The organism is Salinadaptatus halalkaliphilus (assembly GCF_006543045.1).
GTDB lineage: Archaea > Halobacteriota > Halobacteria > Halobacteriales > Natrialbaceae > Salinadaptatus > Salinadaptatus halalkaliphilus.
On the sequence record NZ_RBZW01000022.1, the window covers coordinates 72985 to 85559 of the forward strand.

General features: G+C 63.8%; 12 protein-coding genes, 1 tRNA gene and 1 pseudogene. 8 read left to right on the forward strand and 6 right to left on the reverse strand.

The annotated features are described in order from the left end of the window. Positions 1-87: 87 nt before the first annotated feature. The gene (locus D8Y22_RS10015) at positions 88-738 is read left to right on the forward strand and encodes a rhomboid family intramembrane serine protease (RefSeq protein ID WP_141464575.1); all 651 of its coding nucleotides are present in this window, start codon (positions 88-90) and stop codon (positions 736-738) included. A 14-nt stretch (positions 739-752) separates the two neighbouring features. Here D8Y22_RS10015 and D8Y22_RS22360 read toward each other — a convergent pair whose 3' ends face one another. Continuing rightward, entirely contained in the window at positions 753-920 is a 168-nt protein-coding gene (locus tag D8Y22_RS22360) for a hypothetical protein (RefSeq protein ID WP_174811822.1), read from the reverse strand. A gap of 108 nt (positions 921-1028) precedes the next feature. Between D8Y22_RS22360 and D8Y22_RS10020 the strand changes: the two genes are divergently transcribed. Then, a tRNA-Ala gene (locus D8Y22_RS10020) sits at positions 1029-1100 on the forward strand. Between the two features lie 69 nt (positions 1101-1169). Beyond that, positions 1170-1662: pseudogene (locus tag D8Y22_RS10025) on the forward strand (hypothetical protein). A 115-nt stretch (positions 1663-1777) separates the two neighbouring features. Here D8Y22_RS10025 and D8Y22_RS10030 read toward each other — a convergent pair. Next, positions 1778-2119 (reverse strand): HalOD1 output domain-containing protein, encoded by a 342-nt coding sequence (locus D8Y22_RS10030; RefSeq protein WP_246084397.1) that lies wholly within the window; start codon positions 2117-2119, stop codon positions 1778-1780. Between the two features lie 742 nt (positions 2120-2861). On the opposite strand from D8Y22_RS10030, the gene D8Y22_RS10040 reads away from it, so the two are divergent. Together D8Y22_RS10040 and D8Y22_RS10045 are read left to right on the forward strand one after the other, a co-directional pair. Continuing rightward, positions 2862-3179: a hypothetical protein gene (locus D8Y22_RS10040; protein WP_141464576.1), complete on the forward strand. Its 318-nt coding sequence runs from the start codon at positions 2862-2864 to the stop codon at positions 3177-3179. 522 nt (positions 3180-3701) lie between these two features. Next, positions 3702-5264: a DUF790 family protein gene (locus tag D8Y22_RS10045; protein WP_141464577.1), complete on the forward strand. Its 1563-nt coding sequence runs from the start codon at positions 3702-3704 to the stop codon at positions 5262-5264. A gap of 79 nt (positions 5265-5343) precedes the next feature. Here D8Y22_RS10045 and D8Y22_RS10050 read toward each other — a convergent pair whose 3' ends face one another. Both D8Y22_RS10050 and D8Y22_RS10055 read right to left on the reverse strand, forming a co-directional pair. Beyond that, complete coding sequence (locus D8Y22_RS10050; protein WP_141464578.1) at positions 5344-6081, reverse strand: hypothetical protein; 738 nt, start codon at positions 6079-6081, stop codon at positions 5344-5346. Positions 6082-6178: 97 nt separating this feature from the next. After that, a complete protein-coding gene (locus D8Y22_RS10055; protein WP_141464654.1) occupies positions 6179-7495 on the reverse strand; it encodes an MATE family efflux transporter in 1317 nt (438 codons plus the stop codon). Positions 7496-7704: 209 nt separating this feature from the next. Here D8Y22_RS10055 and D8Y22_RS10060 point away from each other — a divergent pair, with 209 nt between their 5' ends. Then, positions 7705-8676 carry a malate dehydrogenase gene (locus D8Y22_RS10060; RefSeq protein WP_141464579.1) on the forward strand — a complete coding sequence of 324 codons (972 nt, stop codon included), beginning with the start codon at positions 7705-7707 and terminating at the stop codon, positions 8674-8676. Positions 8677-8692: 16 nt separating this feature from the next. On the opposite strand, the gene D8Y22_RS10065 is transcribed toward D8Y22_RS10060, so the two are convergent. Together D8Y22_RS10065 and D8Y22_RS10070 are read right to left on the reverse strand one after the other, a co-directional pair. Continuing rightward, positions 8693-9274: a DUF7122 family protein gene (locus D8Y22_RS10065; RefSeq protein WP_141464580.1), complete on the reverse strand. Its 582-nt coding sequence runs from the start codon at positions 9272-9274 to the stop codon at positions 8693-8695. Next, positions 9274-10182 (reverse strand): RsmB/NOP family class I SAM-dependent RNA methyltransferase, encoded by a 909-nt coding sequence (locus tag D8Y22_RS10070; protein WP_141464581.1) that lies wholly within the window; start codon positions 10180-10182, stop codon positions 9274-9276. The genes D8Y22_RS10065 and D8Y22_RS10070 overlap by 1 nt, the downstream gene beginning before the upstream one ends. Positions 10183-10329: 147 nt before the next feature. Between D8Y22_RS10070 and D8Y22_RS10075 the strand changes: the two genes are divergently transcribed. Together D8Y22_RS10075 and D8Y22_RS10080 are read left to right on the forward strand one after the other, a co-directional pair. Further along, the gene (locus D8Y22_RS10075) at positions 10330-11073 is read left to right on the forward strand and encodes a proteasome assembly chaperone family protein (RefSeq protein ID WP_141464582.1); all 744 of its coding nucleotides are present in this window, start codon (positions 10330-10332) and stop codon (positions 11071-11073) included. Between the two features lie 115 nt (positions 11074-11188). Continuing rightward, positions 11189-12565: a geranylgeranyl reductase family protein gene (locus tag D8Y22_RS10080; protein ID WP_141464583.1), complete on the forward strand. Its 1377-nt coding sequence runs from the start codon at positions 11189-11191 to the stop codon at positions 12563-12565. Positions 12566-12575: the final 10 nt, after the last annotated feature.

Below are 12575 nucleotides of genomic sequence, written 5' to 3' on the forward strand. Positions count from 1 at the left end.
TTTCTCACCACTCGAGAGCCACTCGCTCGAACGCTGTCATACGAGTCGACGCAGAGACTTTTGTCGCTCGACAGCACAGAAACACGTATGTCGACCTATCCGGGTCCCCCATCGGACACCAGGGCGACCGAACCCGACTCGGGATCGGCCAGCCCCATCCTCGAGGTACTGGTCGTCTTTGTCGTCGTATTTGCGCTCCAGTGGCTCACCTCGCTCGTCGGCGCGATGGCCAGCTTGTTCGTCCTCACCCCGCCGCTCGAGACCAACCCCTGGACGATCGTCACCAGCGTCTACGCCCACGGCGGTATCGGCCACCTCCTCTCGAACAGCGTCGCGTTGATCGTCTTCGGCTGGCCCGTTGCCCGCGCGACGACTCGAATCCGTTTTCACGTTTTCTTCCTCGTGACGGGATCGCTCGCGGGTATCTCCCAGATCCTCGTCCCGGGACTGGCCACGGCGATGCCGTTCGTACCAGGGACACCGACGGCTGGCGTGCTCGGTGCCAGCGGCGCGGTCTTTGCACTGCTTGGCTATCTCATCGCCTCGAACCGACTTTCGGCCGGACTCGCATCGTTCGTCGATGTCCCTCGCTGGCTCGCCTGGGTCGTCTTTCTCGGGCTCGCGATCGCCGTTACACTCGCGACCGCGGCCCCCGGGGTCGCGTTGATCGCTCACTTTACCGGCTTCCTGTTAGGGCTGCTCGCTGGGCGAGCGCGCATACTCAACGCCGGTCGGTAGCTCGAACGTCTCGATCAGGACTCCCGTTCACGATGCTCGTCGGTCTCCGACAATAGCTCGTCCGCGTCTGCACTTCGCCGATGTTGTGGTGACGTAATCGGCTCGCCCGAGCCCTCGATTCGCTCCTCGGGATCCTCGACGGCGATCCACTCACGCACTCGAGAGATCCACTGTCGAACCATGTCCGGCGGTACGGCCGCCACGGACAAAAGCGTCGGTGCGTGTGCCATCTTCACGGTCTCCCGATGAAACACAAGGTACAAATAGAAACGCCGGGTACAAGCTCTCGAGGGCTCGTAGATCAGTGGTAGATCGCTTCCTTCGCAAGGAAGAGGCCCTGGGTTCAAATCCCAGCGAGTCCATAATTCTGCGGCACGGGCACTGCTAGATTGAGGTTGAACTGAACGGAGTTCTTCGATTAGGGTGGGAAGATGCTATTCGAAGAACACCAGATAGACATAACGAATTTTTCGGATGTGGAGTTTTTGGATAGTGACCGGACGCGCACGCCAGCCTGGTTGATCAGGCTGGCGTGCGCTGCTCATGCCGGAGCAGCCTCGTTAGCGGAATGTCGAGATTTCTGTGAGTGGTTCGGCGTCGAGAGACGCCGAGCCACGATCCATCACTGGTATCAAGCCTATGCCGATCACTATGTTTCTCGTCGATGGCATGGGCTATCTCACTGCGCTTGCACGCACCGATCTGAGTGGTGACGTCAACTACACTGATCGAAACATCGTCGAAAAGCTCTTTCAGACCTATACGATGCGAATTGGGCGTTTCCACGAAACCTGGAACGGCAGTCAAGCCAGCGCTCAGCGCTGGTTGACTGCCTACACCGCCTATTATAATCACCATCGAAACCACCAAGCACTCGACAATCAACCGCCAGTTGAAGCACTCAAACAGAGAGGTTCAATCTAGTACCCTCCCAACCGTCGACTGCTGGGTCGAACCGACACCCGCCAACTGGTTCGACCCAGCAGTGCAGGCTTGGGAAGCCACTAGCAGTGCCGTATACTCAGAACTATACTTCCGACTACGCGTTCTCCGTCGGTTTGGCCTCGATGACTCCTTCGCTGGATACGGTCACCTCAAATCCTTCGTACGGAAATGAGAGGCGGCCCTTTCTTTGCCCTTCGGTGGCAGTCGTGGAGAACAGTTCATTGAGCGCGTCAGTATCAATCGCGGAGTAGAGTGGAGGTAATTCGGAAAGAGCGCTTTGGTCAGCAGCCGCTATCACCGCGACAATTGCTAAACTCGGCTGATCTTGACTACTGTCGTACTCCGCTCGGTAGACACCATCATCGTCGACGAACTCAACGGATTCCATCGTTGGAACGACTTCGACGCTATCCACCGTCTTAGTAGAGAATTCCATCACCAGAATGGAGGGGCTCCACTGGGATGACGCTGGATTTTGCTCGCGCAATACTCTTTTACCTAAATCGAGGCGTTAATGCCCCTTCCTCAGCGAGCGCCGAAGGCGCGAGCAGGGAGGGGATACAGCGTCCCCAGAAATCGGAGATTTCTGGTGTGCGAACGAGACGCAGGTCTCACGCTACCCTCAAGGAGCGAACGGCGCGAGCCGTGAGCGAGTAGGGTGGGGAGGAAGTCACCAACTCCACATTTTTATCATTTGTCGGGTGCCCCCTGACGAGCGTGCGGAGTTCGCCGAAGAAGTATTGGAACTCGTCGGTACGATCACTGTCCGCGAGATGTTGACTGGAGCGAACAACCTTCACATCGAGGCTATCGCTGAGACTTGATCTGGTAGTCCATCACCGGGTTCGACGTGAAACAAACGATGATGTCGTGCTGAGTTTATGCTCTGAAAATCAACAACGTGCTTCACAAGAGCGTACCGCTGAAGTACCCCACCATGACCAGAGGATGTTTCGAGCTCAGAGCAGAGAGCCATTGGGCCAAAACCGTCCAGTTTCGTCTCCTCGACCAACTCTTGCAGGCACACAGTCCTGCGTGACGAACCGGACAGTGGCAGCCGACCGATCGACGTCTGGAAGTGGATCCGGCTGGGGGCTCGGTGGTATGAACCAACCCGTCGGCGAATCGCGTTCGAACTGGACCGGATCGACTGGCTCGGGAGCGGCTCGACGTTCGCGATGGCAGTCTCGAGCAGCCCGTTCGAAGAACCCGTGACCGTACTCGGCACGGATATCCGCGATCGTCTCCTGGGCGCGTCGAACACGAGCACTCGAGACGCCGGGATCGTCGCCGGCCAGAATCGCCCGGAACACCTCGGGATCGTGCTCGTCGCTCAGTTCGATAACTTCGTCGGCCGCTCGCTCGCGTTGCTGAACCGGAGCCCCGACAGCGCCGGTAGCCGTGGCGTCAACGCCGTTCCCCTGGAGGACTGCCTTCGCGGACTGGGCATGAAAGAGCAACCGGCCGTCCCAGTCGCGACGGTCTTCGAGCTGTGATCGCTCGGACCGGGTCAGCTCTGCCTGGCCACCTGGTCGGTTCGGTGGGCGCGACTCTCTGTGGCCTCGAGGGCGTTCGTCGCTTCGTCACCGCCGATCGCATGTCAAGTGTCAGCTTCCAGTGGACATCGATATGACCGGCCTCGAGACGGATTGCAGGGTGCTTCGAGGCCATTTCGGTCTCTAATCTAAACAGTAATAAACCCATATTCTGTTTTGAAACAGCTGGATCGTATGGAGATCACGATGAGCCAACTGACGAGCTATGGCTGAACCGTCCGGTGACAGCGGGAACGAAAGCGTTCCCACCGGTGAGCGATCGACGACGGAGAGAGATCGCTGGTCACGCTTCGTCCAGTATGTTCCATACCACACCGTGGTGAACACACCCGGGACAGTCGCCTTGGCCGCCTGTACGGACCAGGTTTCTCGTACGTCTCGACAGAGGCGTCCCGACCAGTCGGCAGGCGGCGGACCGCGGAGCGGACGGTTTTTGCCGTCTCGGACCCGACCTCGAGAGGAATGCTGACCAAGGACCTGCTGCGCGTCTCGAGAGCGGGTGGAGGCTATCGTCTCCAGTTCGCCGAGCGAGAACACCGGCCGCTCGCGGCTCGCGTCCTCGGGACCTACCAAGGTCACGTCGGCGAAACACGCGGCGATCTCGAGGCTGCACTTGCCGACCTCGAGACCGACGCCGACGACTTCAAACTCGTCCGCGGCTTCGCGGCGCTGTTAGAGCGCGACGCGACGTTCGAGACCGAGGCGACGGTCGACCCCGAACGGGCGCGCAAGGCGGCCTTCGAGGCCGCCGAGGCGGTTGGCGTCGTCGACGAGGACGAGCGAGCGATGGCGCTCGTTCGAGCGGGCGAATCACTCGGGCATTCTGCGGACGATCTCGAGACCGCCCTGTACGCCGACCTCGAGGAGCGCCACTGCCTCACCGCGGTCGATCCCCGGTGGACGCCCGACGGGTTACTGGAGCAGTACAACCTCTCGCTGTCACAGACGGCACTGTTCGACGCGACCGAACTGCGAGTGCGCTCGAGCGATCCGAAGGCGCTGGTCTCGGCAGTCAAACGGCTGCGGTTGCTCTACGAGATTCACCGTCCGGAGGACGAGGTGACGGACGGACTCCAGCAAGATGTACTTGCGACCCCGAACGGTGCCGCGAGCGACCGCGAGGTGATCGTCACCGGCCCGACGCACCTCTTCCGGGCAACTCGGCGCTATGGCACGCGATTCGCCCGCCTCCTGCGAACCGTCGCGAGCGCCCAGGAGTGGTCCCTCGAGGCGACAATCGACGACCGCGGGACCGAGCGCACGCTCTCGCTCTCTCACGAGGATCCGGTTGCGGTGCCCGAGGCCGCCCCCGTCGCCGAGGTCAGTTTCGACAGCGGCGTCGAGGCTGACTTCGCTGCTCGCTTCGAAAATATCGACCTCGAGTGGACTCTCGTCCGGGAACCCGAGCCGCTGGCGACGGGCACGCGCGTGATGATCCCCGACTTCGCGTTCGAGTACGAACACGGCGAGTTTCGCGTGTTCTTCGAGATCATGGGCTTTTGGACGCCCGAGTACGTCGAGAAGAAGCTCTCGCAGCTGTCGACGCTCGAGGATGTCGACATGCTCGTCGCCGTCGACGAATCCCTCGGTGTGGGCGAGGAAATCGACGCTCGCGATCATCGTGCGATCACCTACTCGGGATCCGTGCGGATCAAGGATGTCGCGAGCGTCCTTCGCGAGTACGAACGCCAGTTGGTGGCCGAGAGCGCAGCCTCGCTGGCCGACGAACTGCGCCCCGACGAGGACGCCGTCTCGCTCGAGTCACTCGCCGACCGCCACGGCGTGAGTACCGACGCCCTCGCGGACAAGACGTTTCCCGAACACGAACGCGTCGGCCGAACCCTCGTTCGGCCGAGTGTACTCGAGTCGCTGGCCGACGCGCTCGAGGCCGGGATGTCGCTGTCGGATGCGGAAGACACACTCGAGACGCGAGGGATCGACGACTTGAGTGCGATTCTCGCGGAATTGGGCTATCGCGTCGAGTGGGAGGGGCTGGCGGGCGGGACGCTCCTCGAGCGCGAGTAACCCAACTCCTGGGGGTGTGACTCGAGTACGTTAGGCTCACGAGAACCGTCGACCATGCGTCGAGCGCTGTAAGAGCACGTCACACCGGTTTCAATCGACCTTCGTCGTCCCAGTCGCAGTAGACGATTTCGGCGACATCCTGTCTGAGCCGTATTTCTTCGGGGGTGACGACGATGACCGGCTGCCAGATCGACTCGTTGACCCGCCACTCGAGGGTCTCGGCTTGCTTGTCGGTCTCGAGGTCGGCGCGATAGCTCCCGTATCGGTAGTCGGCGTCCGCTAGCGGCCGCTCCTCGCCGGGGTCGAGTGACACCTCGCGATCGAGGAGCGTCTCGCCCCCGAGTTCGACGCGGACACCGAGCGACACTGATTCGTCGGTCGCGTTTTCCACCTCGAGGTGCGACGCTGTCGGTAGCGATGGCTCGAGCACGAGTCGCGTTTCGCCGTCGTCTCGCTCGACGGTCGCCTCGTAGTAGCTGCCGCCCTGGATGAGGTGATAGCTCTCGAGGTCGACCAGTGACTCGAGGATGAGGTCGCCGTCGGTCTCGTAGGCGTCGGTCTCGATGGCGGTCGTCGCCTCGGTCTCGGCGGCGGGCGGCAGGTTCGAGACGGGGACGACCTCGGGACCGGCTGTACACGCTTCGTAGCCAGTAGTCGTCGATCGACTATCCGAACCATCGCCGTTCGGGCCGTCGTCCGAGCCGGTGTCGTTCGTTTCGCCGCCGTCCGAACCGTCGTCGGGGCCGTGGCTCGTAAGACAGCCGGAAAGCACGGCGCCGGACGCGCCGAGTGCGGCCAGCAGGGACCGTCGATGCATACCTGATTGTCACGCTGGCGTGGCAAGTGTTTTCAGGTCGGCCAGGCGTTCGACACTCGGTTTGTGTCGCCATTCTCGCATCCGAGCTCGAACTGCCTCAATCTTCGTCCTCCGCCAGGCTTCCGCGCTCGTGCATCATTGCCGTCCCGCGCTCGAGCCAGCCCTTCCGGAGGTAGACGGTGCCGACGACGACGTTGCGCCAGGCCCAGTCCGCGACGATGGCGACGTAGGCCGCGACGACACCGTACTCGAGGGAGACGCCGAGGACGTAGGTCGTGCCAAGCAGGAAGAAGACGGCACCTGTAACTTTCGCGACGAAGGGTGGGCGGGTCTCGCTGCCACCCCGGAGCGAGCCGGCGACGACGACGTACAGTGCGATGAGGAACGTCGAGATGGCGTAGGCCCGCGCGAAGCCGACGGCGTACTCGATCGTGGCCGGGTCGCGGGTAAATACCAGGACGACCCACTCTGCGGCGACGAAGATGACGATGCCGAGACCGCCGACGGAGAGGACCGCGAGCGCGGCCGAGGCGAGGCCGTTGAAGTAGGCCTTGCCGGGCTCGCCGCGGCCCAGCGCCTGGCCGGTGAGGACGTTCGCGGCGGTCCCGTACCCCCGCGCCAGCGGCGCGGAGAGTTGCTGGTAGACCCGCCGGCCGATGTGGTAGGCGGCGTTGACTTCCGTCCCGAACGCGAGCAAGATGGCGTTAAAGGGGAACTCGGCAACCAGTTCGACGAGCCCCTCGGCCACGCGTGGCGCGCTGATGACGACGAGTTGCTTCATGATGACCAGTTTCGTCGGTCGGACGAGCGATAGCTCGCTCCAGGGGCTCTGGATAACCGCGGTGAACGTGACCGCAGCCAGCACGTCGCCGATCGCCGTCGCGAGTGCGATGCCGACGATCGTCAACTCCGGAAACGGGCCCAGTCCGAACGCCAGCGAGACGGTGAGGACGATGTTGATCGCGTTCGCGACTGCGTTGATGTACATCGGCGTCCGGGTGTCGCCCGTGCCCTGTATCGAGCGCGCGGCGATCATCGTTACGTGAAACGCTGGCGCGGTGAGGAGAATAATCGCCAGATAGAGCCCGCCAAGACGCACCGTCTCGGCTTCCGCACCGAGAATCGCGATCGCCCAGACGCTCCCGACGAGGCCGAACAGCGCGAACGGAACCCCGGCGAGGACCCCCAGTAGCAGCGCCTGGCTCACCGCTTCGTTGCGATTTGCCTCCTGGCCGCTGCCCGTATCCTGGCTCGAGAGCGCGATCGCGCCGTCGCCGACCCCGAGACCGAGCCACAGCGGGAGTCGCCCGTAGATGTCCGCGAGGCCGACCGCGGCGACCGCGGCGGGCGAGAAAAAGCCCGCGACGATCAGGTCGGTCGTCCGCATCAGCGTCCGCAACACCTGTTCTGCCATCACCGGCCACGAGAGGTCGAACACCTCCCGCCAAACCCGAAACACGCGGCTGCGAAGGGACGGATCGCCAGCAGTCTCCACTACCTGTCCCTTGTGCTAACGGGCCCTTGTAGTTTCAGATACCGGTGGCATCGACGCCACCGTACAGCGAGGCGTTCGTCCAGTTCCGGTTGGGTGAAATTCTTAGTCACGGGAATCGATGTCGGCCCATGAACGTGCTCGTCGTCGGCGGTGGCGGTACTATCGGTATCACTACTGCGTACACGCTCGCCGTCGATCGGCCCGGCCTCGACATCACGCTCGCCGACCCTCGTACCGAGGTGACAGACGCCCACGCAACCGATCTGCGTCATTCACAGTGTCACGCCTCACACGCCATCGGTCGGCCGGCGTTCGAGGACCGACCGGGAACGATCTCGACCGTCGATCCGACCGACGAGCCCGGTCAGGCCGCCCTCGAGGCGGCCGACGCCGTCGTCGTCACCGCCAGTGAACCGCGCTCGATGGACAACCTGAAACGCGGCGGCCGACTCGCGGTGCTCGAGCGCAACCTCGAGATTGCCGCCGACCTCGGCGAGTGGTTCGGGGCGAGCGGGCCGACGCCGACGGTCGTCGTCGCGAATCCGTCCGATCGGGTGACACACCGGTTGTGGGAGGCAAGTGGCTGGCCGCGCTCGTCGTTTGTGGGCTACTCGCTCTCGGAGACGGCCCGTCTCGCCGACGAACTCGCCAGGCGTACCGACGCCGCGCCCGACGAGATCTATTGTCCGATTCTGGGCGAACACGGCGAGCACATGGTGCCCGTATTCTCGAGGGCGACCGCCGCCGGCGAGGCGCTCTCGTTCTCGAGTGGCGAACGTCAGGCGATCCTCGACTACGTTCGCCAGGTCCCCTACGACGTGATCGACAAGCGCGGCGCCGACGACTCTTCGCGATGGGTGACCGGCCGCGGCGCAGCCCTGCTTGTCTCCAGACTGCTCGCGGGCGGCACCGACCGGAACGATCCCGTCTGTCTCGCGACCCCGCTCGACGGCGAGTACGGCCTCGAGGACGTCACGCTAAGCGTGCCGGTCGTGCTAGATAGCGACGGCGTGGCCGAAATTCTCGAGTGGGAACTCACCGACGAAGAGCGACGCGGCCTCGAGGACGCGGCCGACGCGATTCGGTCGTCCCTTGGATAGCGATCGAGTTGGGTCGTTACGGTAGGTCGCGCTGGCGCCCCTTCGGCACCATCGAGCGCAGCTCCCCGTGGACGTAGAGGCCGACGCCCATGGGCGCTACGTCGCTCCCGATCTCGTGGGTCGCGATCAGATACCCCCAGTCACCGTCCCAGCGGTCGATCTCTTGATCCTCGCCGGCGACGAACCGCCGAGCCTCGGGCCCCTCGAGTTCGATTACGCAGTCGCTGGCGTGGGTGCCAAACCGCTGGACGAAGTCGGTGGTCGGCTTCCAGTGTTCCTGGCGAGTCCGCAGACAGGTCATGCCGATCGCTTCGATCGCGAGCGGGGTCGGGGCCTCGCCCGCGTAGATCCAGATCTTGCCAGCGCCTTTCTCCCAGAAGGTATGGTCGTCGAACGTTTCGGGCGGGATGTCGAACCGATCCGCGAAGTACTCGAGGACTTCCTCGCGGCTGACTCGGCCCTCGACGGTTCGCTCGGCCGGCGTTTCGGGGAGCCGGTCGAATCGCTGGCCATCGTTTTGCTCGAGTCCGTCGCTGTCCCCAGCGATGTCTGTCTCGCCGATCTCCGCGATGTCGTCGCCATCCGGGCCGTCGCCCATCAGGCGGTCACCTCCAGTTTCGCGACGAAGAAGCCGCCGGTGTCGTTGTGGTGGGGATAGATTCTGGCCGCACGCTCGAGTGTGGAATCGAACGTCTCGTCCTCCCAGGCGGTCAGTCCGGGGGCGTACTTGAGGTCGAGGTCGAAGTCAACGACGCGACAGGGCTCGTTTTCTATGGCGTGCTGGACGACGGCTTCGTTTTCCTCGGGCGCGAAGGTACACGTCGAGTAGACGACCGTGCCCCCTTCGCGGGTGGTCTGAATCGCGCGGCGGAGAATCCCCTTCTGGATGCCCGAGACCGACGCGATGTGATCCGGCGACCAGTCCTCGAGGGCGTCGGGATTCTTCCGGATCGTTCCCTCGCAGGAACAGGGTGCGTCCACGAGCGCGCGATCGAACTCGTCGAACGAGAACGGTTTCATCGAGTAGTTTCGCGCGTCGTGGTTGGTGACGGCCAGGCTCGTCGCGCCGAGGCGCTCGGCGTTGAACCGCAACGCAGAGAGCCGACCGAGGTTGCTGTCGTTGGCGACGACGGTGCCACGGTCGTCCATCCGGGCGGCGATCTGGGTAGCCTTCCCGCCGGGCGCCCCACAGCAGTCCCAGACGCGCTCGCCCGGTTGTGGGTCGAGGACGACCGGCGGCACCGCCGAAACCTCCTCCTGGCCGTGGGTGACGCCGTGAAACGACGTCCACGTCGAGCCCGGCGACGCCGTCTCGAGGCGGAGCACGCGTGGGTTCCACTCGGCCTGCTCGTAGGCGACGTCGTCGGCCTCGAGCATCGCGAGCGCCCGCTCGGTCGAGGCCGTGATCGTATTGATCCGGACGGCGCTCGGAAGCGGCCGCTCGCAGGCCCCAAGAAAGGCCTTGAAGTCGTCGATAATCGGTCGATACCGCTCGAGTGGCTCCATTAGTCGTCCTCTCGAGCGCCCGTCGTTTGTGGGTTTCGAACTCCGGGACGATCTCAGGCGCCGACCGACCCTTGCGAACGGCCTCGGCGGTCGCCGAGCGTGGCCGTCGCCGTCGCGTTTATACTGTCAGCAGTGCACGTTGTAGGTATGTCAGAGATGTGCATTCAGGCGCCGGAAGTCGATCTCGAATCGCCAACGCTCGTCGAAGGCTTCCCCGGCGTCGGACTCGTCGGGAAAATCGCGACCGACCATCTCGTCAACCAACTCGAGATGCGCTACTACGCGAGCGTCCACTGCGAGGGACTGCCACGGATCGGCGTCTACCGCGGCGGCGACCGAACCGCCCGCCCACCGGTCAGAATCTACGTCAGTGAGGACCACGATCTCTTCGCGCTCCAGAGCGACGCACCGATCAGTTCCTCGGCCATCGAGAGCGTCGCCGACTGCGTCACGAGTTGGATCGTCGACCAAGACGCGACGCCGGTCTACCTCAGCGGTCTCCCCGCCGAACGCGACGAGAGCCGCCCGGAACTCTACGGTATCGCGACCGGCGACGCCGGCCGGACGCTCGAGCGCGAGGACGTTCCCGTTCCGCCGGAGGACGGCGTCGTCACCGGACCGACGGGTGCGTTGATCAACCGGGCCGCACAACTCGGCGATGACAGTCTGGGGATCGTCGTCGAATGTAGCCCGCAGTTTCCCGACCCCGAAGCCGCGAGCGTCCTGCTCGAGGACGGTATCGCTCCGATCGCCGATGTCTCGGTCGACATCCAGGACCTGGTCGACCGGGCCGAAGAAATTCGCCAGCAACGCGAACAACTCGCCCAACAGATGCAAGCGATCGGCCAGGACGAGAGTACGCAGGCACAGCCGCTTCGGATGTATCAGTAGCAACCGTCGCCCTATCACGCATCGGGAGCGGCTGCCGACATCCGTTTCGTCCTCGTATTGCGGACAAAACACTTTCACCGTATTTTTTGTTCTCCGAACTGTTCGGGTGAGCACAATGAGCAGCGGTACGCAATCGTACGATATGGTCGTCGTCGGCGCCGGGACCGCCGGCTGTTTCGCGGCGGCAACTGCCGCCCGGCGCGGTCTCGAGGTCGTCCTCGTCGAACGCAAGCCCGAAGACGAGGCAGGATTCATCGCCTGCGGCGACGGGATCAAGGGCAAGAGCACGTTTCCCGACGTGGTCGATCGCGACCGGCTGCGCGCAGAATCGTTCACTAACGAGCACATCGAACGGGGGCTCTTCGAGAACCCCCAGACCGGCGAGACGCTCGAGATTCCCTTCGACCAGACGGGCGCAGTCGTCGACCGCTACCGATACGGGCAGGTGCTCGTCGAGGAGACCGAAAGAGCCGGCGCGGAGATCCACTACGACACGGTCGTCAACGATGTCGTCCAGCCCAACCGTACCGTCGAGGGCGTTCGAGCTGTCAGCGACGGCGAGGCGATCGAATACGAGGCAGACGTCGTCGTCGACGCCGCCGGTGCGCTCTCCGTGCTCCAGGATATGGCCGATCTCTCGGACTCGACGTTCGATACCAACGTCGACTACTCGCAGTTCTGTTCGGCCTACCGAGAGGTCCTCGAGGTGTCCGAGCCCGTCGAGTGGGACGACGCGCTGGTGTTCAAGCCGACCGACGAGTTGGGCTACCTGTGGTACTTCCCGCGGTCGTCGACGGAGATCAACGTCGGCCTCGGCTTTCAGATGACCCAGGAGCCGATCGAACTCGTCGACGTGCTCAAAGACGACGTTGCGAACCGATCCGAGTTCGCCGACGCGACGGTCAAGAACAAACTCGGCGCCGCGTTACCGACCAGACGGCCCTACGACTCGGCCGTCCACCCCGGATACGTCGCCGTCGGCGACGCCGCCGCCCACGTCAACCCCTGTACCGGCGGCGGCATTCCGGGCGCGGCGAAGGCCGGCCACTGGGCCGCCGACGTTGCCGCCGACGCCATCGAAGACGGCGATGTCAGCGAGTCCACACTGTGGGAGTACAACCGTCGCGTCCAGACCGACTTCGGCAAACGCTTCGCCGCGATGGACTGTTACAACATCTTCGGCACCGCCCACGAGCTGGACGAACTCGTCTCGCTCGTCACGGCTATTCCCGGCCAGCAACTCGTCGACGCCATCGGCAAACGCGGGACCGCCGATATGGGTCTCGCGCTCAAACTCAAGACGCTGTGGAAGTCGGTCGGCCACTGGGATACCCTCTACGATCTGTACAAGGTTCAAACGGCTGCCGACTCGCTCAAAGACGTCTACGACAGCTACCCCGACGACCCGAGCCACTACGACGCCTGGCAAGCAGAACGCGACGGGGTGTTAGACCGGGTGTACGACATCGCCGGTGCGGAACCGAAGTACTGACCGCCACCAG